Below are 25,516 nucleotides of genomic sequence, written 5' to 3' on the forward strand. Positions count from 1 at the left end.
GTACCAGTGAATGGCCGTTTAAGGAGGCCATCAAGTGGCCGATTAGAGGAGCCATCATTTGGCATTTAAGGTTGCCAGCAACTGGCGAACGGCAGAGGCAGCTAATGGCAAAATAGGTGTGCCACCTTCTGGCGGCGTCTGGCACCATCTAATGGCCGATTGAGTAGCCAGCCATCGGTGGCTTAGCGAGCAAGCAGTGACCTCCAACTCGGAACATAAATACGGGCACGCCAGGAGGTCGCCGTGCCCGTACAAAAATCCTACTTCACGACCATGACGGCAACGTGCCATATCCCATCAGCTTGACGCAGGAGTTTTACGGCTACTGGTTTTGCTGCGCAGTCCTTGGGTAATCCTCCCTTAAAACCAACGCCGCCAGAAGTAGAATATTCTCACAGAGGAGTTCTACAAATGAAGAGATCGAAGTTCACAGACAGCCAGATTATCGAGGCGATCAAGCGTGTTGAAGCAGGCCTTGGTGTTCCGGACATCTGCCGCGAACTAGGCATCAGCACAGCGACGTTCTATAAATGGCGCTCGAAGTACGGCGGCATGGATGTATCGATGATGGCGCGCATGAAGGAGCTCGAAGCGGAGAACGCCCGGCTGCGCAAAATGTACATCGAGGAAAAGCTCAAGGCCGAGATTGTGGCAGAGGCGCTCGAAAAAAACTGGTAAGGCCATCTCGTCGCAGCGAGATGGCCAAGCGCGTTGTTGAAGAACGTGGTGTGCCGATCAAGCTTGCCTGTCAGGCGTTTAAGGTAAGCGAAACCTGTTATCGCTATATCAGCAAGCGTAAGCCAGAGAATGAAGAGATCGCAAACTGGTTGCACCGACTGACCGATAACCACCGCAGTTGGGGCTTTGGTCTGTGTTTCCTGTATCTGCGCAACGTCCGTGGCTTTGGCTGGAATCATAAGCGCGTCTACCGTATCTATCGCGAACAGGAGTTGAACCTGCGTATCAAACCGCGCAAGCGGTTGGTCCGCGCAGTACCTAGGCCGCTTGCTGTACCTAGTGGCTGCAACCAGACCTGGTCGATGGACTTCATGCACGACCAGCTTGCAGATGGGCGAAGCATCCGCTTGTTCAATGTGATCGACGACTTTAATCGAGAGGCACTGGGCATCGAAGTGGATCTCTCGCTACCATCGGAGCGAGTGATTCGTAGCCTGAAGCAAATCATCGAATGGCGCGGTAAACCCAGCGCCATTCGATGCGACAACGGCCCGGAGTACCTGAGTACCACAATTACACAGTGGGCACAGCAAACGGGCATTGAGCTGCAGTACATCCAGCCGGGCCAGCCGCAGCAGAACGCTTATGTGGAACGGTTCAACAGGACTGTGCGCTATGAATGGCTATCTCAGTATCAGTGGGATGATTTGGAGTACGTTCAGCAATTTGCGAGCAACTGGATGTGGACCTACAACCATGAACGCCCTAACATGGCCTTGGGCGGATTTACCCCGAAACAGCGGCTGGCCATGGCTGCTTGACGTTTCTACTTCTGGCAAACGTTAGAAATGGGGGGATTACCGTAAAGTTCGTACATTTTCAGACTCTCGCGGCATCCCGGAACGTTCGCTTGTTCCGATCGCTAAAACAGGATTATTTTCACCCACAAGAATAGCCGGAATTCGCGGCGCAGTTTTTGTGCACAAGGGCCACTTCTGGCCAACTGCAGCCAAAATTAACTGAAGGTCTGTTCTCGATATTGCTTAAGCTTCCCATCGCTACATTAGTTTAAGAAACCTGACATGATTAGCGCTAATTCTGTTCTTGATGAGATGTTCGAAAATCTTGTTTCCCCAGGGTAAAAGGACCAGGCCATCGATGAGTGCTTGGCTGCAGTTATGACTCGCGGACTGCTGATTTGCATTACCTCTTGATTTGGTGCCACTGTCTGCCACCTTGGCCTGATCTTGGGACCGACAAAATCACCGTGGGGCAATTTCTCGCAAATCAACCGAACAGAGGCGTTCTAATGCGAACCAGATTCCACTGGCTCCAACCTACGACTAATTGAGAATATGGAAAATAATTCAGCTATCCCGGACGAGGTGATCCCTTTCCTTCGCATAATTCTCTATTTCACATTTCATATCTCAGAAGTAAATGAAGAGAAAAAATCCTTGATCCGATACCTACGCCCTGACTATTTAAGTCGGGTTGTTGGCGAGCAAAAGGAAGACTTTGTTCGTTCATTGTCGTGGGTTGTAGATAATCCGAACAAGCCATATAAGGAGCTCCTACCAGACATTAGATTTTCAAACGAAGATTGCGTAAAGCTGCTGAGTATATTTCTTTCTCATATGCGCAGGATGTAGACGAACCAAGAGATAGAGAAACGCATTAGTTTCTTTCCTCTAATGTCGGTAATTGCATATCGAGGAGATGCTTCGGACACTTTAACTGCAATCAACTGAGGCAGAGTGATGAGTGGATGGCAAGAACGAAGCGTCAGAAGTCTGAGCCTAGCCGATTGCGGACTCATCAGAGCCTGTTTGATATGAACTGAGAAATTGTCCTTACAAAGTCTGGCACCAAGGGTAGATCAGGATCCGAGTAGGTTGCAAGATTGGCGGCCCTATCATCAATTGCGACCGGTTTCATCAGATGATTTGCATCAGGAAAAACTGCCAAGCTAGCTGATGGATGATGCTGTTTAAGTCGCTCGGCATCTGCCATCTCTACCTGAAGGTCACGCTCCCCTTGCACAATCAACACTGGCACTTGAATTTTTTCGATGAGCTTTGCAGGATCAACGGCAAAAAGGCTGATCAAAAAATCTTGCACCTCCGGATGAAATAACTTTTGCAGGGAGGGCGGCAGTGCTTGGAGCCGGATATTTTGCCCTGCTTCCAGCATGTCGATCGCCTCGATCGCTGCGTCGACGATAGGCGCGTTGGCGGCGTTCGATGCGATCTGTCGCTTGAATACGTCTCCAAGGGGGTGGCCAGGCGTGGCGATCAAAACTAGTCCGCAGATGAACGGAATGTGTGTAGCCAAGGTGGCGAGCGCGATCAAACCACCCTCGCTGTGTCCTATCAACCAGATACGTTGGCTGCTCGTCCGTTGGTGAATGGCGCTCACCCAATTCCGCGTGTCCTGGACGTAATCGTCTAGCTTTACTCCATTAGGGTTGGCAATCGCCTGGCGGCTACCGAACATTCCCCGCTTATCGGTGCGGACACTGGCGATTCTCTCCTGCGCCAGCCCTTCGGCCAAAAGCCTGTATGGCTGAGCTCTTATCCCTAGGATACTGTTGCCGTCCCGGTTGATGGGGCCGGACCCGGGGATGATGAGTGCTACATCCGTGCTGCCCGGTGGCAGCATGAGGCTACCTTTCAGATCACCATTAGGTCCATTAGCCTCTATTTCGATTGAAATCGTAGCTACTGCATCGGTGGCTAGTGATGAATGTGTCATGAGAAGTAGGGAGTTACCGCTGCCGACTACAGGGGATGTAAGTCTCGCTTTTCGGCCTTTGCGTTGACCTTTTACAATAGCGCATCTGGTCAATAGCTGTCGTCAGTGATCCGTTCAGAAATCATTCGTCGAACGGCAGCTTCTGGCCGATAGCAGACATCTCAGCTCAAAGAAAAATCGGGGTGGCCGGATGTGGAATCCAGTATGCATCTCCGCAAATCATGCGAAGGTGGTTGATGGGCGTGGGGGCGGGATTTGTCCGTTATCTACCCTTCAGAATAAGCTGAAAAACAGGCTTATTACCCAAAAGCAAGTCTGGCGACTAAGGTCCGCTTCTGGCCGATTGCGGACGTGCGGCCCCCCCCCGAATGCAACTTCGAAGCAATCGTTCATGCCCATCGTTTGAAATCTAAACCGAAAACTGTTCGCAGATTCGCTAACCAATGTGTGCCAATCGCTCCCGAGTTATCCCGGTCGATCGTGCGGGCCTTTTGTACGATGGCTGCCACTGGACAGATTTGCAGGCTTGTCACGTCATGCTCTGCAGCGAAAATTGCTGCCAGAGGGACGAGCGACTTGAAATAGGTTGAGTCGTCAGCCAACAGATGAAGCGCCTTCACCGAAAAGCTTGAATCGACATAAGCGGCAGTGGCAACCAACTGGGGGGACGTCCAACTTCCATCATGGATGCATTTCCACAGTGCCTCAAGGGAGCTATCAGTAACGAAACCGGCGGCTATAGCAGCGCAGGCGATGTTGTGGTTGCGCCAGTTCCTCGAAGTCAGCAGGCAGATAACGTCTCGCTCAAGCACCTCGGGCAGGTACTCGGCAAACATCGCCCGAAGCTTGTTGACTTCGCCTTCCACCTCCGTCCCTCGCATCGATAAGAATGCGAGATAGTTCGCGCGACTCGTTCGTACTGGTCGTCCTTCAAATTCTGCATCGGTGAAGAAGACTGTCTGAGATGCGGCCATCTCAGCCTGTCGATCAATCGGAGGAAATTCACGCATGCTGGGTTCGGTTTGATTGGGCAGCTAGGTTCTTCACGGACGCAGTACAAGTGTGTGGCAAAACTCAGCCAGTGACAGCGTCCGCTTCTGGCCGATAGCGGACCTGGTGCGCCGCCCTCCTAGCATCGTCTACAGGAATCCGCTTCTGGCCGATTTCGGACTATTTCGCCTCTTCAGCAACGGCTTCTAAATCATCGATAAGTGGCATCAAGGCGGTTTGATCAGTCTGAGATTCAAAAGCCAATTGCTGCAGGCGCGCGAGCTGCTCGGTGATGCGTCGGCCCACGCCCCAGACATCGCCCAGTTCAATCTTTGCCAGCAATTGGTCGACCTCGGCCGGCGGCAGGCTGGACAGGTCGCACACGCCGGCGAATTGTGGCTGCTTCTCGCGATGCGGTTGGCCAGCTTGGCCAGCGTCTTGGTGGCACCTATGCCGACGCAGTCGGGCACGCCGACCCAGCCCAGCACCTGGTGGCGGATGGCCTGGCCCAGGTCGCTCATGCTCGGCCAGAGGCCGGCTAGCCGGACAGGTCGAGGACAGGCATTGAACCATTGCCCCACAAGGGATTACATGAGAGAGCTATCACACGCTCGACAGCATTCCGGTATTCAGCGAATCGCGCGAAGAGCCAGCCGAAACGGCGTGTTTGTCATGCGATCGAGCAACTCGAATATCAGATTTTTATCACGAAAAAACGTGCCCTAACCACCCCGCAAATTTGGAGAACTGCGGAGCGCTTGTATCTAGCAGATTCGCCTGCGCGCAATACTCCAATCCTCTACCAGGCTTGTCCTGCCAAGCGAGCCAAGTTGCGACTTCCGCTTTGGTGCTATGAATTGGCTTGAATTTCTTGGGCTGCACGGATTGTGTCGCCTGTATTGCAGCCGCCATCAAAGATTGCTCACCTGCAATTACTCCAGATTTAATCCAGTCTTCCAACATGCCTTCGCTCTGATTGTCAGGCATTACCCATAGACCGATATCGTGGAAGTTATCTTTGCTACGGAATATTGAGCCAGCAATCCCCGCCTGGTTTTGATACACGAAGCCATATGGCTCGACGATAGACTTCATACGCTCCAGAGTCTCAAAATAACCTAGACCATGCTCAACCTTATAATCTGCATCTAGGACAACACCTAGTCTTTCTAAACGCCCGTCATAAAATTGGTTAAGCAGTGTTGGCAATAATTGAAAAACGCCTTCTTTGCTATTGAAGCGTCCACCTACGAGCCTGGGAGGAGCTACTTTGATATCAAGGCTTAACGCCCTTGACTTGCAAATCTCACCATAGAAAGCCTCGTCAGATTTCCCCTCGACCAATAGAATACGTTGAGTAGCAGCCATTAACGAACCTCGATATCAGCCTGGGTAATATTTTGCAACTGATCTTCATCAAAGGCGGTCGCAATAATCCTGCCATGGTCTTCCTCGCGAACACTTCGCCCCATTCGGAATAACACTCCTTCTGTTTTCTTCATATCGATGGCAACTCTTGAGAAGCTTTCGATGCAATCTCTGCTGTGAGTCGTAGCAAAAATTTGAATGTTAAATTTTTCGGCAATTGTGAATAACATCTGCCAGACCTTGTCTTGGACACTGTAGTGCAATCCATTTTCGAATTCATCGATGAGAAGTAGTCCGCCCTGAGCCGAATACGCTTTAAGCACCAACTGCAAAATTCGCATAACGCCGTCGCCCATGCTACTCAGAGGGACAGGCTTTGCCGCCGAACTAAGACGAACCTTGGCGTATCTAGTGTTCTTGCGACGTGTCTCGCTAGGTGCATCGACAAAAGCCAAGTTTTCTATATCAGGGGAAATTATTTTTAAGGCCTTTTGTACCGTGGCTTCATATTCACCCAAAACAATTCGATCCCATTCGGCGGCAAGCTCATCAATGGTCACAAAGCGGGTCGGAACCGTACCGCAAGGCATCTCTATCGACGATAGGTCTGCCGATGTGTTTCGGATGCGAAATTCTGATAGGTCAAATCGAAGACGATAAGTATGAGGGCCTTTTGAAATAAACAAGGCTTGAGAAATTATGGCATCGGTAGAGGAAAACGCCTCATCCTTGCTAATTGGTCGACGAACCGTCCTCGTGATTGTTTCGCCATCGATTTCGACTGTTTCCTCTGATTCTCGAAGAAATCCATGTCGAACACGCAAGGCTTGCGGATCATTTTTTGATTGCCCAATGACAATCATGGAGGATTCGTCACTTGGATACTGTCGTCCGGTGAAGAAGGCCGCAAACGGTAATTCTGCGTCCAGCTCTTCTGACTCGGACCCGTTCAGTCGGCTTTTTTCATCATGCTCAGACGCCAATGTTTCAAGCAATCGGCGGTTGGCATTACCTGCAAAGATTCTCAATGCTTCTAAAACCGTAGACTTTCCTGAATTGTTGGTACCAACAATAAGATTGACGCGCCCTAGATTCTGGACCTCGAAATCTTGCAGTGACCGAAAATTCGAAATGTATAGTGAATTAAGCATATTAACCAAGTGCAATTTAAAGAGTTCCCCATTATAGGGGTATCAGGTAGGCATCCGGATTCCACGATGCGACCATGAAATTGCTAGAGGGAAGAGTCAATCAGCATCGATAGCTCACACGCTTATTGACGAGCCAGTAAAGTAAAGTACACCAGACAAAATTGCTGTTTGAGTAAAGCGTGGATAGGAAACAATATAAGGGATATTTTGCCTATGCCTCCATCACCGACTCTCCACCGCGGAAGCTGATCGGGACGGAACCTTACTCTTTACGAGGCCAAGTAGCCTTAAAATAAGCTAACAACATTCATTGGGAGAGGCACTTGCTTTGGCGTAGACGCTTGTAGCAGCCTATCTAGAATCTGTGGGCGAACATTCATCATCCGCCCAATGGCAACCTTCGGCATCGCGCATGTAGTTTCCAAAACCCTCATCCCTTCCAGTAACACCTCTGGCTCCTCAAAGGGAACTTGAGAATCCTCAATTTCACCGCGTGCCTCACCATGTCGATTTAACGTAACAACACCAGATTTGTACTGCTCTTCCGAAAAGACGCCAAGTTGACGTCCTCGATAGAGAATGGCTGCCTTAGAGACCCCCCATCGCAGCTTCACCTCAGACAAGACTGTCCAATTCAAAAATCGGGTGCCACGATGTGCTCTAGCGCACTCTGCCACGAAAGTCGCTCGCGGCATTAAAAAAGCGCTCGCGAATCGATTGGCTTGCTGCTCTGTCAAGCGATCTCCGGTTTGTATGCCTATATGCAAAGACAAATGTCCAATTTCGTGGGCGATACCAAATCTCTCCCGACAAGCCGATTTTCCCGCAGCATTTAATGCGATTACGGGACGCCTCGTTGCAAACGAAATGGCATCAATTTCAGGAGCCATTTCATGAAGTCGCAGCACTACGGCCCCTGCTGCCTCGGCAACTCGAACCATATTTGAAATGGGGCCGAAACCCAAGCCCCAATCGACACGAGCCCGTTCTGCCGCTAGTTCGATTGCCTCATTTTCAATAGGCTCGTATTCGGTAAATTTATAGGTAGGTAGATCCAATTGCGAATCCAAAATCCCGACCAATCTTTTAAGCATTTCGCCTTTCGCTCTTGCAACCTGCCGAAGGCTGACTTTTGTCGTCAGTTGCTTACGGAAATGGCACTGTTCATCAGTGATCGGCATGGGATCAACGAAATGAAAAAACTCGGGGAAAACCCCGAGTTCATTCGCCAAATTTGCTTCTAAGGCTAGGCTCGGACTTTCACCAACACCCGCCTCTAGACGACTTAGAAATTGCTTTGATAACCCGATGCTATCGCCTAGTTCCTGAAGAGAAAGGCCATTAAATAAGCGTGCTAGACGTAAATTAGAACCGATAAATTCAATGCTCATGACCCAAAGGATTGTGCGACATTATTAGACTCCTTCTTCGGAAGGATACTGGGCCTTGGAATATCTGCAGGCAATGGAATATGAGGCGCAGTATCGTGCAGAGTGCGCACCCGATCAGACTCCCAACGGCAACGAACCGTGTTTTGCTCATCAAAACCCAGAAAAACAACCCGCGCATCTTCATTTTCCGATGCGCCACGATCGATCACGAAACAAAAGCGACATGGCTGTCCGACCTCCGTCTCCTCAAAAAAGGAAACTTGATGGACATTAGCAGCTAAGACGGCAAATTTGTGAGGCTTTTCAGGATCGTCATTACTAAAACGACATGGAATACCGCCAATTTTAAAAACTAAATCATGTCCCAAATTAGCCAAAGTCAACCAATCATATTTGCCCGATCTTGCTACGAGTTTGATTCGATTTTTTTGTCGACCAAAAGTAGAGCAACCTCTTGTGTAACCGTCATCTACTTCACTCGTAAGCGTTGATTCGATACCAGACAGTTCTTCAAGTAATAATTTCCCGATTATTGCCAAGCGCTCAACGGTTAATTGCGGATGAAAAGTAGCGGGGGAAGGAATCAACGTAGGCTCCTTTTTTGTGCACATTTTGACAAACGTCAACTACATTTTTGTGCATTTTCTTAAGTTTGTCAACTTTCCCAATTTGCACACAGTGCTTTTCCCCTAATTAACAAGTTTTCTGCAATCTTCGAAAGAGACTGCTCGTCCTTACGCTTCTGCACAACAGTATCCGTACCCTGACCGCCAGGCTGCAGTACTACCGAGCGGTCTCGGGTGGTCTGCTTGCCTCCTTACCGCTTGAACTGAGACTGCGCGGAAAGAGCACCGCGCAATCGCACCGGACGCCGATCTACTACGTGGCTCTGACAATCCGGGAGGGAATTGCCTTGGAAGGGGCTATTCAGCAAGTGGGATCTGCATCAGCGGCGAATGGAAGCCGGCTTTGACCAGATGGCACTGGACTTAGCTGCAAAGGCAGGATTGGCCAATGGGCTCTTTGAGGAGTCTGAAGAGGAGTTTTCTGAGGTGAAGGAGGAGTTTTTCTCAGGTACAGAAACAACGGTGTTTATTTTCGTGAGCACTTGACTCCGGACCATGATCTTCCACCTCGCTCGGGCCTTGGCACTTGCCACTCAAACTGGGTCAAATGCTCTCGCAAATCAACACCTCTGTGTTTTTCCACCGAATTTGCACAGCATTCTTGGTCTGTATCTCTAAGATGTCCGTCGTTTAACCGCAGGTTGACTGTCAGCCAGCAAAAGTCCAGTTTTCCAAAGGACACCGCTTGTTGTATGGCACCAATGAGTTCTCTCCAATTACAAAGGTTCGATAGTTCCTTTGATTGGCCATCGCAGCGACGATCATTTGGTAAGGTTGGTTGCTGAGTCCTGTGAAGCTAATTCGCAGTACAGCCGACGCTTGAGCGCCAAACTTTGATTGTTCTGCCCAGGGCACAGCAGCTACATCCACGCCGCGAAACCTGGCGGTGCGGTGATAGCAGTTCAAAGTTTGCATCGCGAAATCTGCGATGCTGACCTCTAGCTTCGTGCTGTCTATTTGGCCGGGCGTGTTGTACGTATTAGCCGCTCGTGTTGCGACTTCTGGATGTTGAAGTGCTAATGCCAGAATCATTGAAACCGGATCCATGACGCTCTTTCATTTGAGTTAGTATCAGAGCCAATTTCGCGCCTTTCTGACTCCCCTGCGTAGAAATCATATCTCAGAATTTCACAGCCTTCATCACCAATGCCGCAAGTATTTCGGGTGACATTAAACGCTATTGAATGCCTTCAAAGCTGCCATCAAACCAACTCAGATTTTTCCAAGAAGCAACCAAGTCATTGAATTTGGATTGAATTGAAACGCCTCGGATTTTTAGGAGGCTCTGGCTCTTGAGAGAATAGAGCCATGAACAAGAAATCAAGCAAGTTCTCTCCTGAGGTACGAGCCCGTGCGGCGGGCGCCGTGCGTGAGCAACAAGAAGAGCATTACTCCACGTGGTCTGGGGTCCAATCGATCGCACCGATGATCTCGATCTGACTCGCCCTCATACGGGCGTGTCCGAATTTTTGTGTAAACGGGATTTCGTTTAATTCATAGAGATACGTTCACCGAACTGGATAGTAAACCGAGTCAGTGCAGCTTTCCAATCTCGGATGTGCAGCGTCCACTTTTTACTGATGTTGCGCAGGGCCAGGAAGAAGAGTTTAATCAGCGCCTCATCGCTGGGGAACGAGCCCCGGTTCTTAGTCAGCTTGCGCAAACTCATGTTGACTGACTCGATGGCATTGGTCGTATAGATGACCTTTCGAATCTCTGGTGGGAAGTCGAAGAACGGAATCAGACGTGGCCAGTTGCGCCGCCAGGATTGGCCGATAGGCAGATACTCTGCATCCCATTTCTCTTCGAATTCACCGAGTCGGAGTTCGGCCTCTTCGGCGGTTGCCGACTGGTAAATCAATCGTAGGTCAGCCGCCACCTCCGGACGTCGTTTCCATGAGACGTAATTCAAGCTATGCCGGACCATGTGGACGATACACAGCTGCACCGTGGTCTTCGGGAACACAGCTTCGATGGCATCCGGGAAGCCCTTCAAGCCGTCAACGCAAGCGATGAAGATATCTTGCACACCCCGATTACGCAGCTCAGTGACAACCTGTAGCCAGAACTTGGCGCCTTCCGTTTGCGCTAGCCACAGTCCCAACACCTCCTTCTCACCGTCCATGGTGATGCCGATGGCCAGGTAGACGGCTTTTACTCGCACCGTTCCTTCACGCACTTTGACATGGATACAGTCCAGATAAACGATGGGATAAATTGGATTCAATGGCCTGGCTTGCCAGGCTTTGACTTCATCGACAACGGCGTCAGTGACCGATGAAATCAGGCTGGGTGACACCTCGGTTCCATACATCTCTTCCAGGTGCGCCTGAATCTCTCTTACTGTCATGCCACGGGCATACAGCGAAATAATCTTGTCGTCGAAATCGGCCCAGCGCGTCTGATGCTTGGTTACCAGCTTCGGTTCGAAGCTGCCATGACGGTCCCGAGGAACTTCGATTGGCAACTCGCCAAATTCGCCCTTGAGCGTCTTGCGACTCTTGCCGTTTCGGGTATTGCCCGACTCATTGGCTACGCTCCCGTGCTTCTCATGGCCCAGGTGCTCGCTCAGTTCGGCTTCCAGGGCTCGCTCCACCACCAGCTTGGTGAGATGCTTCAACAGGCCTTCTTCACCTATTAAATCTTCGGGATTCTTGTAATTGGCTAGCAATCCAGCCAGTAATTCTTCTGGTACGTCGTGTTTCTTTTTGCTCATTGTGGCTCCGGACAAGGCGACAGTTTCCTGCCAATAGTCCGTTTACACAAAATTATGTACAGGCCCGGCTCACGAACCCCAGCATGCCGTTCGCACGATGTGCCGCGTAATGCGCGTCCATCCCAGCGGCTACTACGCTTGGAAGGCACAACCGGAATCCGAGAGGACCAAGGAGAACCGGCGACTCCTGGGACTCATCAAGCAATCGTGGCTTGAATCTGGCGGGGTCTATGGCTATCGCAAGATTACGGCCGATCTGCGCGACTTGGGTGAGCGTTGTGGCAAGCATCGGGTCTATCGCCTGATGCGCACAGAAGGCCTCAAGTGCCAGACTGGCTATCGCCGTCGTGCGGGGCGCTATGGCAAGCCGGCAGTCATTGCCCCGAATCATCTACAACAGAAGTTCGATGTGCCGGCACCGAACCGGGCATGGGTTACGGACATCACCTATATCCGCCCTCACAAGGGTTGGCTGTATTTGGCCGTGGTGCTCGACCTGTTCTCACGCTAGGTGATTGGCTGGTCGATAGGCTCGCGTATTGACCGCAACTTGGCAATGGATGCTTTGCTGATGGCAGTTTGGCACAGGAATCCGGAGCAGAAGGTCATTGTGCACTCAGACCAGGGCAGTCATGACTGGCAGGCATTCCTGAAGTCGCACAATCTGGTGCCCAGCATGAGCCGGCGCGGCAACTGCCACGACAATGCAGTGGCAAAGAGCTTCTTCCAGCTCTTGAAACGTGAGCACATTAAGCGCCGTATCTATGCTGACCGTAACGTAGCACGGTCAGATGTGCTCGACCACATCGAGATGTTCTACAACCCCAAACGTCGCCATTCCTATAGCGGCAACGTCTCTCCGGTACAGTTCGAACAGCAGTATTTCAACAGACTGGAAAGTGTCTAGTGCAGCCGGTGCGATTCACTGCGGATATCGCTGCAGATTTGTATCTTGAATTGCGAGCTGTGCCACCGATATGGACCTCGTGATGCCATGATGTCGCTCCTCCTAAGAAGATCGACAAGCGTCTCACTTCATCTCCGGGCCTTGGTCCAGCCCGAGGGGTTCACTTCAAAAGCGGATAACGTAAGCGTTGATGTCAAACTTACCGCACGCCCCAATAGAAAGCCTTAGTGCCTGCGGATTTGGTATGCACCCTGGCCATCCAGCTTAGGTGCGCTTACGCGCTGTCTGCGCATGACGTGCCTGCGGCTTGTCTGAAATCGTGGATGGTCCATGGTCGTATTTTGCGCGTTCCATGATCGTGCTGAACAAGAACTTCTTGCTGCGTGCCTCGCGCTCACGCAGAAATTTTGTGGCACCGAAAAACACCAGATTTTCCCGCGCCCTCGAACAAGCCACATTGAGACGCTGTCGATCCAATAGGAAGTTGATATTGCCGTGAGTGCGCACGGTTGAGTAAAGCACGATATCGGCTTCACTTCCTTGAAAACTATCGACCGTATCGACATCCACCTGCATCATCTGTTCGATGGTGGCATGCTTGGCCAGCAAGTCCTTGATCAAGCGTTTCTGCGCTCCATAGGGGGTGATCACAGCCACCGTTTTGCGCAGAAAAGCGTTGCCAAGGTGTTTTTTGCGATGGTTCAGCTTGCGTGCCGCGGACAAAAGAAAATCCACCAAGGTCTGCGCCTCGCCACGGTTGAACAAACTCGGACCGACACCATTCTCTTTCTCCTGCATTCCCGCATCGACGTTAATCCAGCGTAGCGTATGCACCGGATCTAGAAATTCACCTCGGTCATGCTGCTTCCCGTTGAACAGGCCGCGCTCTCCGCCGTGGCTGTAGAACAAGTCTGCCACCAGATCGCCGATGGGCTCGACCATGCGGTACTGTTCGACCAGCCGCCCTCGACAAAGAGGCGGCAGGTTCTCGTAAAGATGCTCAAAGAAACTGGTTTTGAGAAAAGTCTGCTCCAGGAATGGTAAATGTTCCTTAGCGGAAGGCTCTTGCAGCCGACTTGCTATGCTTGGAGGCAGTTGGTAGTGGTCGCCGATTATGATCGCCTTGCGGCTCCGCATCAGAGGTATCAACAACTCAGGTACTGTCGAACGACCGCCCTCATCAATGATACAGATGTCAAACGTCAATCTGTCCATCCCGTGACGGCGCGACGCAAGTCCAACACAGGTTGCGCCGACCAGCCTGTAACCGCCGACCAACAGTTCGCTCAACTCAGCGTCGAACGGCTCGCGGTTTTGCGGACGGTACACAGTGTCTATCCATGCGTGTATCCATTCCGCGCGAGCAGGCATGTCAAGGCGGGAGAGACGCTCGTCCTCGCGCCGGTCCTCGAGATAGTCTTTGAGAATAGCCTCGGTTGTCACATGCTGCAGGTTCGATAGCACTCTGGCCGTCTTATTGGCGATGCGGAGCACATTGCCGACAGCTTTTGGATAGCGCTCCAGGAATCGGTGCAACGCATTGTCCACTGCCGTATTTTGCTGCGAAACCACCAGCACGCGCGTGTCGGGATGGGCCTCAAATATCTGGTGCAGCAACTCGACGATACAGGTCGTCTTGCCGGTTCCCGGCGGCCCCTGGATCAAATATAGATTACTTTCGGCCAACGCCTGTTCCACCACCCGCTTGGCGGTCGTCGCCTTGGCCGGGTCGGCCCAGTTGGAATTTTGCCATTGCAAGCCTTCGGCAATGCGCGCGGTCCAGTAAGGGTCGGGTTCCGGGACGTAACGCTGCGGCATCAGCAACAATTGCTGTAAGGTCCGGTTCAACAACCGTCCGCCCATGAATCCCTGCAACGCTCGCTTCTGCCGCCCCAGATTAGCGAGGTCGCCGCCGTTCGGGAAGCGTAGCCGGACTTGGGCCGGCGCCACCGACTGATAACCTTGCTCTGGCGTCGGCCGCATGATGCCTTTATGCGACAGACGGAACACGCCCCCACCTAGCGTTTCCGGCAAGCCCTCCACCTCGCCAATTTGCAGCCACCGACGTTCTCCGCTGCGGTTCGCGTAGCACTCTTCAAGATACAAGCGGGGTAGCGATTGTGTATCGTCGATCAAATCCTGCAATATGTCGTGCAGGTGGACCGGACACGCACAGTCCCATTCAGATTCTGCCGGCTCCGCCTGCGGCGACAGGGAAAAGCTGCGGTAGCCTTCCTCGTCAATCAGAAATTCCGTGACTTTGTTCCAGCGCTCGAAAAATTTTCCGGAGGCCTTCCTTGCTGCTTCGTCTCCTCTAAACAACGACTGCTGCCGACAGAACTGCAGGAACTTGTGGAACTGCAGTCCATCGCAAAACACACTGTCCTTCAGATCGGCGCTGATCAGCCGTATCGAAAAAGGCAACTGATCCAGCCGCACACTGTCAACGCCAGTGCGGTTCAGGCCTGTCACCCGCAGCTGGTTGTCCTTTTCACAAACCTCGGCAGCAATCTGCCACGCACCGAACTGCAGGGTAACCAATCCCCCACATGCGGCATCCATGTAGGCCCGCAGTTGCCAGACCGCATCGGGCTCCTGTAGCAAGGGATGCAGGTCATGCTCGGCGCCATCCACATGCAGGAACACCGGGGCGGCGCTGCCGCCACCTAGCTCCAGCGACTCCACCTGCTCGGTTACAGTCACTGCGTCGGTGCTCAGCAACAGATCAAAATAATGCGGATACACCTGCAACCGCGCGCCCGCGTTGTAGCGCTTGCCGGGGAAACTGGCCTCCGCGCGCGGCAGGAAAGCGATGATGCCGCCGCTCAGGCTTTGCTGCTTATCGACAGGATAGAAGCTGGGGTAGCAACGCACGATATAGCCGTCGCCGTTCTTGCCGGAGACAGTACGTTCCACAAAAGCGCTGCACGGAAGTTTCTCAAGGATGTGCTCGACATGCAGCGCGCCGCGCAATATGCAGCCCTTGAAGTAACGAGGATTCTTCCCTCCTTTCATCTGCACCGGTATTGCTTCCTGATCCGGATACTGCAGCATCAGTGCGCGCTGCCTGGCGTCGCTGTATTGCTGTTCGCCGACCTGCTCCGTCTGGAGCTTCAAGCTCTGTCCGTAGCTGTTGAGCATGCCGGTCAGCTCGGCCACGGATGCCAGTGCGACTTTGCCGTTGTAGTACCAGTTTTCCGGCAAGCGCGACTGCGGATCGGGAAACGACAAGATGCTGTCGTAGCGGTCGCGGGCCAGCATCCGGTCCATCTGTTCGCCATACCAGTCGCAATAACGTTGGTAGGCTTCGAGTCGGTTGCGCGTATCTTCAAGGCGCGCCTGCAGCAGGCGCAGCGAGTTGCGGCGGAAAGGACTTATCGAGCTGTCGGCCAAATCTGCCTGCAGCGCGGCGGCCAGCGCGCGAAATTCCTGCGCTGGTTCCTCCAGTCTGCGCCGGTAGCCGTCGCAGTATGCGCGCTGGTTCGTCGCCAGCGTCAACGCAGCTTGCCTGCGGCGCACCGCTAGCGCCTTTGCGCTCTCGCCCGGCTCGGAATATAACTGGCTGCGCAAATCGGCATTGCGACGGCGCAAGCCATCATGCAGGCTGCGTTCTTCTTTGGTTTCCTCGTCAAGCAGCCATGCCAGCGCGGTAGCCCCCAGCACGACCGCACCGGCAATAAAAAACGGCACCATAGATCAGGGCTTCTTGTCGCTAGTAATCGTTGCGCGGTACTCTTCGGCCAGTATTTCCTTGTTGCCCGGTTCGTCCAAAAGCTTGTCGAGCAGGCGCTCGCTAGCGCGATTGCGTACACGGGCGTCTTCCCGCTGCCCCTGCAGCTTCGCCATCTCCTGTTCGTGCCTCATGACGTTTTCGTGATGCGAGCGATGGATGTCAGTGATCTGGATGCTGGCATTCACAACTGTCTGTTTAGTGACCTCCTGCGCTTCCGCGACTCTGGCAGCCGCTTCGGCCAATACCTGCTTGGTGTGCTCCTTTTCTTTGAACAACCCCACAATGCTGTCGCCAGTTGTCAAGGCGACCTTGCCGACGTCGAGTATCTTGCTTAGCGTCTGAGCCGGGATCTTTCCATCTCCGTCCTTGGTTCGCGGAGTATTTTTGGGCGTAGGTTTTTTCATGAACAATTCCTCACTCCTTGATCAGGTCCAGCGCGGTCTGCAACTGCGCGTCAACCAGTTGATAATAGGCGGCTTCAAGCTGCAACAATGGCAAGCAATTAGGCGCGGCGTTGAGCCGTTGCTTGGCGATGGCCTGCCCCAATAACTTGATCTGGAGGGAGAAGCTGCTGAAGCGTTCTTGGCTCAGTTCAATTTCAAGCGTCTGCTGCTGCAAGCGAAGGCGTAGTGAGTGCAATGCCTGGGTGAACTGCACTTCGGCCACAGTCGCCTTCATCTTCAGTTGTTTGTGCAACTCCCCCAGCAAAGCACCTAGCTTGTCGGCTTCCGCATTCAGTTGTGCGGTAACCTCTTTGGCTTGGCAATAACGTGCGTAGGCACCCACAGCGTCCAACGTGGCCAAGGCAGCATCAACAAAAATCATCGGACTAGCGGCTGACGCCCCTGAACGTGCCATCATGAACAGTGACTTCGACGCGCCCGCGACGCGGTGACTGCGCTCGCGTTGCGTGTCGTCCAGTCCGTAAATGTCGGCAAAGATATCGACGGCGATCATGCAGGTTCCGTTTCATTATGGCGATAGTTGGACGAGAACAGACGAATGTCGTGATACTTCTGCATCTGCCGGCTAAGTTCGAGGTGGTCCATATGACACAAGGTATGGTGCAAGCTAACGCTAAGCACCGCCGACAGCCCAGGTGGCACAACCACTCCCTGCAACTGCTCGGGCAAGGGGCCGTTCACGCAGGCAGAAACGGGCATGGCCACACTATCCATGGCATTTTCTGGGGCAGCAGGCACAAATCTCTGCAGCGTCTCGTGACTCAGCCTCTCCAGATATAGTGTAGTCGCTGGCGGCACCGGCACCTCCCACGGAAAGCCCTCGGCACGAGTATAGCGGTGAGTTAATCCCAGCACTGGTAGCAACAGCGGCGGCAGCGATACACGCTCATCGGCGTTGCCGCCGTGCGGTCGCAGACGGAACTCGTCCGGTGCATACGCGACTGGCAGATATCGCCTTGAGCCATCATCCCCTTGGCCTTGCAGGGTATATTCCCAATGCTCCATCTCTTCGCCAATCAGCGCGGCAGCCTCGGGCCAGTGATATTCGAGGACGGCACCGAGTACGTCCCGCTCCATCAGCCTGCGCAGCCGACCCGCTTCATCGAAATGCCGATAACTGTACTTTCTTTCAGGCAACGTCAGAATGGAGGCATCGTCGAAGTCGGCTTTGTCGGGCATGTGCAGCAACAACTCGGGTTCGGATGTGAGCAGCAGATGGATATCCTTACGGCGTAGCGTGAACGAATCGAGCCACACCTCCGGATCGAAACCGCACAGCATGTTCTCCACCTCAACCATACGCGCTCCGCGTTCTGCCAACGTGGGTGCCTCGCCTTCTCCGGTGATGGCCACAAAGCCATGCTGTTCAAGGAAACGCAACTGTTGCAGCAATATTTGCGGCGACAAACCAGTCACCTCCGCAAGCTGCTCAGATGACAGTTGCTTATCTAGCGCGCGCATAAGGAAGCGAGATACGCCACCCAGACTATCTAATAGACGATGCGACACCTTCAGTCTGTAACGCCGAAAAGGCAGCAGCAACTTTATCGTTTTTTTGATATGAATCACGAGAATTCATGTTGTGAATTTAGTAAAAAAATTCTAATAAATCAGTTGATTACTTGCAACATATAATTCCTGATTACCAGAGAAGTGTAACGATTTATTTAGCCCCTAGATCTTCTCAAAATCTACGGACGATACGCAGCCGACAGAGCCTGCCAGAGGCGGCCAAAAAAGCGCAATTGCGTAGATGACTAAAGTGAAGCGGGGTTGAGTACCCACTTAACCCTGTCGAAATCTCTCATTGAATACCCTGTAATTCAAGTCGACCGTCAACCCTATACGTCCTCTACTGGAGGCAAGAAAAGTTCAGTAACTTCATGAGGCTCGTCGTTTTTAGCTAGAAACTTACATGTGCCAAAAACTTTCCCTTGCGCCACTTGCGCATCGCCTTGGTGCTGTCGGCCATCCGGGCGCCCGCCAGCTACTTGCCGGTCATCTCGCCGAATGTCGTGGCGGCGGTTAGACTTTCCGCCTGGCTGAGCGCGGAGGCAGTCAAATCACGGAAGAAAAGAAGAACCCTGAAACAGATGTTCCTAGACTTGAAAAACTGGGATATGAATCGCGCGAAGAGCCAGCCGAAACGACCTGTTTGTCATGCGATCAGATGACAAGGTTGCGATGCAAATCGGTGGAAGTTTTGATGCGAATATTCACTATATCGCGATCAAATCTGGAAAAGGCAGATGGCGCATTACACGTCACCTGCCTTTTCACTACTATTTACGTTTTTTACGCGGACGTCCAAGACCTGACGGCTCTTCCAAATTGCCAGTTTGAAAATTGCGACCACCAGGCTCTTTCGCTCTCACAAGCTGATCTTTTTTTGCTAAGTACGCGATAGCATTGTGCAAATATTCGCCCTTTTCTTTGTCGTGATATTCCACCATACCAATGCCACGGTTCTTGTACCGCGAAGGGGATTGATTGCAATTGTGAAAGAAACCACGCCCTTCTGTCACCTTTTCCCAATGCTCACCAATACGCTTGGCAATCAGGTAATCGTTGTCGACCTTCGAACCGTCGTAGAAAAATACCCAGTGGAAATGGTAGCCGCCCCAAGACGACCATTCGGTCTTCCGGATTTGTCCGACCTTCGCCTTGAAGGTCGCGTTACCCTTCATTTTTTGGATGAATTTTTTTTGATCTGCAACCGCTCTCTGAATACTTACTCGGGCGAACTGATCTGCTTCTGCATCTTGAGCGGCATCTTCGCGCCCCATCCAGTCCCCACGCTCAATCGACGCAGCGCGGTCTAACCTGACAACGGCCGCTTCCCTAGCCTTTTGATCCTCCAGACTAGTTTCCCGGAAGTAAAGATCTACCCGAATCACCAAAAGCTTGGCAAACTTCCTCAGCAGCGAATTGGTATAGCGGCGAGCCCTTTGAGCCTGCTTTACCGGGTTTCTATGCCAGTCCCTCAGTCTCTTCTTAGTATCGTTCTCCTTTGCCTTGATGCGCAAAAACTCGATGAATTCATTAAAAACATCCCCCTCCTTCTTGTCGTCATACACAGAGTGAGACGGACTGTTGAAAAGACACTCGCTGATACGATGCTCATTGAAATGATCCACCAGCAACTGGATCTCAGGACTGTATTCCAGCCCCAATGAGTAGAGATATGGAACGCGATAGAACTGAGGGAAGTAATGTGCCAGAGGCAACTTCCTTTCCATGTAGCGTCGCCCTCGAATCTGCTGGAAGACGAATGCAACCTCCTTCGTGTCCAGAACCAACTGCATGAATTTGGCGAGGTCCGGAATCGCAATCAAGCTATCGCTTAACACACTATGGGGGCCAGACTCGGCCACCACACCATTGATCTCAAAATTGAGGGACTCCCGTTCATCGAACACGTAGTAGGGATCCACTGCAAACAAGTCAGTCATCTATGCTCCTTCATCAGGAGCATCAGCTCGTATTTATGAGAAGCTCTTGCTCTATCGGTACGAGCTCATACTCCTTATATATTTATCTATTTAATCTTATTAAAATCCATAATTCGATAGTTTTTTTAATGAGCCATTTCCCTGGAAATGGGCTGCTCAAACCTCCCGAAAACCGGGGTTTTTCGAATTCGGTACGCACTATCAAGTTACGCCGCGTTTAGTGAACACTTTCCCAACAGCATCAACCACCGCCTTTCAAAAAGTTGCTCACGCAAACCAAGGTCTCCCGACCAAAAAACGGCTATGCCATAAAATCGATCGCAAAGGCTTACCGTACAAAGATTTGTACCCAAACTCTCCACTATGGCAATTTGAGGTCACGGGGTGCCCGGCGGCATGCCGGGACGCCCTGGTTCGCAGGAGCGGGAATTGTTAGTCGAAGCGCAGCCTAGGATTTCGGAGATTCATTTCAACCCAAGTGGCCTTGCGGCGGATAGTCACAGTAAGCACGTCATTAACTGCCAAATGAGCCAACGCCTTTCCAAAGCGTCCCGCAGTCAGCCCCAGATTAATGGCATACGTACGCAACTGAGCGTGAGGGAATCTCCAGCAGCTCGTATCTCGATAACCAAGAATAAGCGCACGTTCCAAAATCTGTGCATCGATTTCAACTTGTGTCGGCTTGGGGCGTGGGTTGGCAATTTGTGTGAATGACCAGATCGAATAGTCATCAACAGCCTCCGCACGTTCGATCATCTCGCAAGAGATATCTGCGCCCGGCCCCTTCTCAAATGCAACATATGCGCCGGCGAGCCGTAGAGTCCGTTCTGGATGACGCCGGATATATCCAAGAACCGTTGAGGTATTGCTCTGTTGATACTTATAGCTCAGGCCCGCAAGATGTTTTGCGGCCTTATCCGTGAGCACCATTTCAGGCCGTTTGCCAGAACGCAACGCATCTACCGTATGGTCAATACTGGCCTCAACTCTTCGATTGAAGCGCTCTTCCACCGATGGCGGAATCCATATGTCGTGCATAGGTGTGCCAGGTGTTGGACCGTCCGAGAAGGCCCAGAGAAAGCGATTTCCCAAGCCGACGCCCCCAATCCATTGATGGCGGTGTAATTCAAAGATCTCAGGTTGCTCACTGGCAAGCAGAACGACCTCAGGAGACGGAATTTCCAAGCGCCCTGTCGACGTCCGCGCATAACGGATTGTTTCTCCGCTGATCAATTTCGCCAGTGAGCCTGGATGTCGTAACAAATCTTGCAACTGATCACCCTCATCGCATACCAGCATCGAAACGGGCAAGTCGCTGAGTGCCTCAAAAAATGACTTCCGATCAACATCGGACATAAAAAACGTACTGAGCTCCTCTGCGTATTTTTCGGCAATGTAACGTTGCGCGAAGCCCAAAAAATGCTTCTGCAGCAAAGACTTACCTGAACTAGAAGGAGCCAACAGCTTCCCACTGAGGCTAAGCCCTATAGGTTGACCATTGGGCCACCGAGTAGTGGCAACAGCATGGGACAAACCCGGGACAGCAACATTTGCAATGAGAGCTGTCATATCTGGTGAAGCGCCACCTCGAGCCAAAGCAAGAGCGACATCACCTGCCGCAGGGGGAATGGCGTCAAGAGGGACGTCAGGAGGGAGATCATTAAGCATGACACTCTCCTTAGATAGAACGGGTACGAGGACGGGCCGCGAGCCATGCCTCAATTTCGCTCACCAGATAGCCCCTCGAGCGCTCTGAAAGCTTGACGGGTAAGGGCCAGGACGGATCGTATTGTTTGGATTTCGGGTCTTGACGGGCGTAGCGGGTAGACCTGCTGATGCCCAACATTGCATCCACTTGGGCGCCGCGATAGGTAAGAGGTTTGTTTGCGTTCACTAAATTCTCCTAGATGTATACCCCAACCTAAGTAGTTCCGGTTGGACACAAATAGGATGACCTAAGCAAATTTACATGCAGAGTGGAGAATTTATAAGGTTTCAAAATGGAAACTTTTATAACTATCCTCTTAGCTGCGTTTGAGTCAAAAAATAGGGCAAAAACGCGTCGACAAGATATCCCATGTTTTCGAATCCCTGTTCAACGAAGTTGATGTTCCGCGTGGAATAGAGCCGCCATACTTTGTCGACCAAGATTGCCTTGAATTCCAATTCAGCTTCGACCAATGCAGAACTGCCCGTAAGGGCGCGAGAAAACCATTCAAACCTGTTTTCCCAAATGAGCCGGTGTTCCTCAGAGATATCGTCCTTACCGTATTTGACCTCAAGCCAGGTCTTCTTGTTGGCCGGGCCGATGAACGGGCTCTTCGCTCCCTCACGTCCTAACCACCAGGGCTGTAGCTCACCTCCCCGTTTGGCGGTGAAATAGATTGCCGCAACTGCGGCGATGCAATACCGAAAGGAGGTAGCTGTTCTACTCAAGTCAATCGCAAGCCCTTTCGAGCGAGATATATAGAAATTGATCAGAAGGTGCTGGGCCTTGATAATATTTTTGGCATAGCTCTTCCTATCTACGTCAAAGCCAAGAGTCTTGCTGACAATAATTAAAACATCGTCGCGAATACTACTCAGCAAATCCGCCGTGTCTATCAAGAGGAAAACGGGTGCATTCGAGTCCGCATCTTCTTCTGCCCAAACGCGCTTCAACAGTGCATCAACTTCGCGTGGTACTGCCTTGATGCCCTCCGGAGGAATTGCCTGCTTAATCAACCGCCGATAACCTACGGCAAAATGCGCATGTTCGAGCGTGTGCATATGGAAGAACAGTTCCTCATCCAAACGAAGCCTATAGGTCGCGTCCGGCTCTTCATAGTCAAAGATCTCCAATTCGGTGATGAGAGAGCCAAGTTGCTGGTACATCACTAGTTGCTGAGAGGCCGGCATCCCACTTGCCAGAGCAAAATCGGAGACCGCCTGAGCCAGAACAGTGATGCGGTCGAAGACCTCAGAGGTTAGATTCTCCAGCCCAAGAAAAAAATCATCGCTGAGCTCTGCACTAAGTCTTGCTTTTAGATCTCCGATCATCCAACTCTGCTCTTGATTCCCTACAAAGGGAGAATGAGTACGAAATGAAAGCGAAAAGTTACCTTCCGGCACTGGTGGTTCGAGGAGTTGCATTAACCTCGAGTATCGTTGCGTTGAGAATTGCGATAGCAATTTTATGACTTTGAGAACAATGCTCTTATCGGTCTCAAAATGTTGCTCAATGGTTCTTCCGGTGAATTCCTCAATGCGTTCAACAATGGTGTCGAATTTTTCTTGAGGCCTCATTTCCAACTTCTTGCCGCGCTCAGAAGATGTTCCGACACCCTCTATGTCTCTCAATAATGCGGCGTACGACTGATTTTCAGCGGCGACGTCACGAAAATTTCCCAGGTCAAACTCGCTAGGAAATATTTCTTTGCGCCGTTCAAAACTCATTCCTTCGCGGATCAGCACCGACATCCGACTTCTATAGAACGGCCATGGGGAAAAAAAGGATACTCTTTCATTTCTGCTCTTCGAGAATTCCTTCTTTAGCAAATAGTCTGTGGACCAAATATCAATATTCTCTTGTGCCTTCAGTCGATCACTTTCCAGCATGAACTCAATCTGTATTTTTTCCATTCTTCGTCTACTTATTGATTGGCACGGAATGCTCATGTCCCTTCATTGGGACGAAATCGCCACCTTTCATCATGCAAGCAAACAGGACTATGAAGCAATTCTCGACTAGCTGCAGGAGCCTTTGAGTCGAACCTGTCAATGCCGGTTGAGTCGCATCGACATTGCCTCCAGTGGGTCATATTTCAATGCATGCGTGGACCCGAGACCTTTTGCAAGTTCTTTTTGTAACGCTGAAACAGTTTGCGTGCATATATCTGGCTTGCTCGAGGGCGGCTTCAGCACGGACGATATGCACGATCGTAGCCGATGCGTCCGAGCGGGGCCCTGTCCTTAGGAGCGGCGAATGCGCCGAGCGCTTCACGCCAGCCTCGACGTTCAAGATCGTCATCAGCTTGATGGGCTTGACGCCGCCATCCTGCAGGACGAATACACGCCGTCCTGGCCCTATCAGCCAGGATATCCCGATTGGGGTGGCGATGTGTGGCGCCAGTCTACCGTCGCCAGCCGGTGGATAAGCCTGCCGTCGCTCGGTACGCTTTTTGTGCCGAAGCTTGCTACGTTCAAGCGGCTCTACCCAGACATTGAACTGGACTTCGAATATTCGGATCGCTTGGCAGACGTCATTGACGAGGGCTTCGACGCGGTGATTCGCACCGGTGAGCCTAGTGATTCCCGATTGCTGTCGCGGCGTCTTGGCTCCTGCCGCAGAGTGATCGTCGGCACACCAAGCTATTTCAGTTAGGCCGGCGTTCCGCACAAGCCTGCCGATCTAACCAGTCACGCGTGTTTGCTGTATCGCTTCCCAAGTACGGGAAAATTGGACACGTGGCCTGTCACACCCACCACTGATATACCGGCGATTGAATTGCCGATCAGCATGGGGACCAACACGCTCGATCCTCAGCTATGTTTTGCCGAGCAAGGGCTGGGCATCGCTTGCCTTCCAGAGATTGCAGTGCGCCAGCAATTGTAAGGCGGCAAGCTAATTACCGTGCTCGACGAGTACAACCACGAAAGCATCGTCTTCCATGTGCTGTGGCCTTCAGGCCGTCACTTCTCTCCGAAAATCAAAGCATTTGTGGACTTCATCGCTGAGAACTTGTTTCCTTTCTGACTGGGCTTGCCAATCGGTGCTGGGAACAATGTCCTGGATGATCTGAAGACAAGCTGCCGTTTTTCCAAGAAATCGACGGTCCTACTGCACAGGTTCGACTGACAGCGCACCGCCCGCGTTGCCAGCACCGACGCATTGGCTACTCGGCCGAATGTACGTCGTCATAGCGCTCCCGCGCTGCGTCCAGCTCTGGAAAATGGTGTTCTGCCCACCGATCAAGTGCAGCCAGAGTGTCGACTAAAGAGCAGGCAACAGCGGTCAGCCGATACTCGACATGGGCTGGTTTCGCCACCACCTCTAATCGCTCGATCAGGCCATTTCGTTCTAATTGCCTGAGTGTCTGGGTCAACACCTTCTGTGAGATGCCTTCGATACGCCGAAGCAACTCCCCCGTTTCGCATGGGCCGGGCAGCTAGAGCCGGTAGGATCAGCATCACCCATTTCCCCGAGATCAATGCAAGCGCATCGCGCGCAGAGCAGTTGCTCGCATAGACATCGCCCGGACAAGCCATCGTGGTTGCCTCAAAGTGCGTAATTGTCAGAAGGAACGT

20 protein-coding genes and 4 pseudogenes are annotated in these 25,516 nt (G+C 52.0%); 6 read left to right on the top strand and 18 right to left on the bottom strand.

Features of this window, described 5'->3' with window-relative positions; translation table 11 throughout:
• Positions 1–411 precede the first annotated feature (411 nt).
• A protein-coding gene (locus tag ACWFUC_RS20065; protein ID WP_489637288.1) for an IS3 family transposase occupies positions 412–1,499 on the top strand; the annotation gives its coding sequence in 2 pieces (ribosomal slippage) (positions 412–664 and positions 664–1,499; 1,089 coding nt in all).
• Positions 1,500–2,496: 997 nt separating this feature from the next.
• Here the strand turns inward: ACWFUC_RS20065 and ACWFUC_RS20070 are convergent.
• The 7 genes from ACWFUC_RS20070 to ACWFUC_RS20100 all read right to left on the bottom strand — a co-directional run bounded on the left by ACWFUC_RS20070 (position 2,497) and on the right by ACWFUC_RS20100 (position 8,919).
• Positions 2,497–3,339 (bottom strand): alpha/beta hydrolase, encoded by an 843-nt coding sequence (locus ACWFUC_RS20070; RefSeq protein WP_489637289.1) that lies wholly within the window; start codon positions 3,337–3,339, stop codon positions 2,497–2,499.
• Positions 3,340–3,821: 482 nt separating this feature from the next.
• Entirely contained in the window at positions 3,822–4,442 is a 621-nt protein-coding gene (locus tag ACWFUC_RS20075; protein ID WP_489637290.1) for a hypothetical protein, read from the bottom strand.
• Positions 4,443–4,602: 160 nt separating this feature from the next.
• Positions 4,603–4,806, bottom strand: coding sequence for a hypothetical protein (locus ACWFUC_RS20080; protein WP_489637291.1), 204 nt, complete (start codon positions 4,804–4,806; stop codon positions 4,603–4,605).
• 321 nt (positions 4,807–5,127) lie between these two features.
• Positions 5,128–5,790 carry a DUF3226 domain-containing protein gene (locus ACWFUC_RS20085; RefSeq protein ID WP_489637292.1) on the bottom strand — a complete coding sequence of 221 codons (663 nt, stop codon included), beginning with the start codon at positions 5,788–5,790 and terminating at the stop codon, positions 5,128–5,130.
• Complete coding sequence (locus ACWFUC_RS20090; RefSeq protein ID WP_489637293.1) at positions 5,790–6,941, bottom strand: AAA family ATPase; 1,152 nt, start codon at positions 6,939–6,941, stop codon at positions 5,790–5,792. The genes ACWFUC_RS20085 and ACWFUC_RS20090 overlap by 1 nt, the downstream gene beginning before the upstream one ends.
• A gap of 287 nt (positions 6,942–7,228) precedes the next feature.
• Entirely contained in the window at positions 7,229–8,332 is a 1,104-nt protein-coding gene (locus ACWFUC_RS20095) for a helix-turn-helix domain-containing protein (RefSeq protein WP_489637294.1), read from the bottom strand.
• A complete protein-coding gene (locus tag ACWFUC_RS20100) occupies positions 8,329–8,919 on the bottom strand; it encodes a hypothetical protein (protein ID WP_489637295.1) in 591 nt (196 codons plus the stop codon). Before ACWFUC_RS20100 ends, ACWFUC_RS20095 begins: the two co-directional genes overlap by 4 nt.
• A gap of 149 nt (positions 8,920–9,068) precedes the next feature.
• Between ACWFUC_RS20100 and ACWFUC_RS20105 the strand changes: the two are divergent.
• Positions 9,069–9,411: pseudogene (locus ACWFUC_RS20105) on the top strand (recombination directionality factor); the annotation flags it as partial.
• A gap of 195 nt (positions 9,412–9,606) precedes the next feature.
• Here ACWFUC_RS20105 and ACWFUC_RS20110 read toward each other — a convergent pair.
• On the bottom strand, positions 9,607–10,005 hold the full coding sequence (locus tag ACWFUC_RS20110) for a hypothetical protein (RefSeq protein WP_489637296.1): 399 nt from the start codon (positions 10,003–10,005) through the stop codon (positions 9,607–9,609).
• Positions 10,006–10,266: 261 nt separating this feature from the next.
• Here ACWFUC_RS20110 and ACWFUC_RS20115 point away from each other — a divergent pair.
• Positions 10,267–10,389: pseudogene (locus ACWFUC_RS20115) on the top strand (IS3 family transposase); the annotation flags it as partial.
• A gap of 58 nt (positions 10,390–10,447) precedes the next feature.
• Here the strand turns inward: ACWFUC_RS20115 and ACWFUC_RS20120 are convergent.
• Complete coding sequence (locus ACWFUC_RS20120) at positions 10,448–11,674, bottom strand: IS256 family transposase (protein ID WP_489637297.1); 1,227 nt, start codon at positions 11,672–11,674, stop codon at positions 10,448–10,450.
• 70 nt (positions 11,675–11,744) lie between these two features.
• Between ACWFUC_RS20120 and ACWFUC_RS20125 the strand changes: the two are divergent.
• Positions 11,745–12,581: pseudogene (locus ACWFUC_RS20125) on the top strand (IS3 family transposase); the annotation flags it as partial.
• Positions 12,582–12,845: 264 nt separating this feature from the next.
• Here the strand turns inward: ACWFUC_RS20125 and ACWFUC_RS20130 are convergent.
• From ACWFUC_RS20130 to ACWFUC_RS20165, 8 genes are all read right to left on the bottom strand, one after another.
• Positions 12,846–16,274, bottom strand: coding sequence for a DEAD/DEAH box helicase (locus ACWFUC_RS20130; protein WP_489637298.1), 3,429 nt, complete (start codon positions 16,272–16,274; stop codon positions 12,846–12,848).
• Positions 16,275–16,277: 3 nt separating this feature from the next.
• Positions 16,278–16,718 carry a hypothetical protein gene (locus ACWFUC_RS20135; protein WP_489637299.1) on the bottom strand — a complete coding sequence of 147 codons (441 nt, stop codon included), beginning with the start codon at positions 16,716–16,718 and terminating at the stop codon, positions 16,278–16,280.
• A gap of 10 nt (positions 16,719–16,728) precedes the next feature.
• The gene (locus tag ACWFUC_RS20140; RefSeq protein ID WP_489637300.1) at positions 16,729–17,271 is read right to left on the bottom strand and encodes a hypothetical protein; all 543 of its coding nucleotides are present in this window, start codon (positions 17,269–17,271) and stop codon (positions 16,729–16,731) included.
• Positions 17,268–18,347, bottom strand: a complete 1,080-nt coding sequence (locus tag ACWFUC_RS20145; RefSeq protein ID WP_489637301.1) for a hypothetical protein — start codon at positions 18,345–18,347, stop codon at positions 17,268–17,270. Before ACWFUC_RS20145 ends, ACWFUC_RS20140 begins: the two co-directional genes overlap by 4 nt.
• A 713-nt stretch (positions 18,348–19,060) precedes the next feature.
• Complete coding sequence (locus ACWFUC_RS20150; protein ID WP_489637302.1) at positions 19,061–20,230, bottom strand: YagK/YfjJ domain-containing protein; 1,170 nt, start codon at positions 20,228–20,230, stop codon at positions 19,061–19,063.
• 432 nt (positions 20,231–20,662) lie between these two features.
• Positions 20,663–21,898, bottom strand: a complete 1,236-nt coding sequence (locus tag ACWFUC_RS20155; protein ID WP_489637303.1) for a DUF3987 domain-containing protein — start codon at positions 21,896–21,898, stop codon at positions 20,663–20,665.
• A 10-nt stretch (positions 21,899–21,908) separates the two neighbouring features.
• Positions 21,909–22,124 (bottom strand): helix-turn-helix transcriptional regulator, encoded by a 216-nt coding sequence (locus tag ACWFUC_RS20160; RefSeq protein ID WP_489637304.1) that lies wholly within the window; start codon positions 22,122–22,124, stop codon positions 21,909–21,911.
• A 122-nt stretch (positions 22,125–22,246) separates the two neighbouring features.
• Positions 22,247–23,851, bottom strand: coding sequence for a hypothetical protein (locus ACWFUC_RS20165; protein WP_489637305.1), 1,605 nt, complete (start codon positions 23,849–23,851; stop codon positions 22,247–22,249).
• A 230-nt stretch (positions 23,852–24,081) separates the two neighbouring features.
• Here ACWFUC_RS20165 and ACWFUC_RS20170 point away from each other — a divergent pair.
• Positions 24,082–24,365, top strand: a pseudogene (locus tag ACWFUC_RS20170) (penicillin-binding transpeptidase domain-containing protein); the annotation flags it as partial.
• A 27-nt stretch (positions 24,366–24,392) separates the two neighbouring features.
• Complete coding sequence (locus ACWFUC_RS20175) at positions 24,393–24,593, top strand: LysR substrate-binding domain-containing protein (RefSeq protein ID WP_489637626.1); 201 nt, start codon at positions 24,393–24,395, stop codon at positions 24,591–24,593.
• Positions 24,594–25,104: 511 nt separating this feature from the next.
• On the opposite strand, the gene ACWFUC_RS20180 is transcribed toward ACWFUC_RS20175, so the two are convergent.
• Positions 25,105–25,317, bottom strand: a complete 213-nt coding sequence (locus ACWFUC_RS20180; RefSeq protein ID WP_489637306.1) for a winged helix-turn-helix transcriptional regulator — start codon at positions 25,315–25,317, stop codon at positions 25,105–25,107.
• Positions 25,318–25,516 lie beyond the last annotated feature (199 nt).

This window comes from Herbaspirillum sp. Her4, assembly GCF_057961335.1.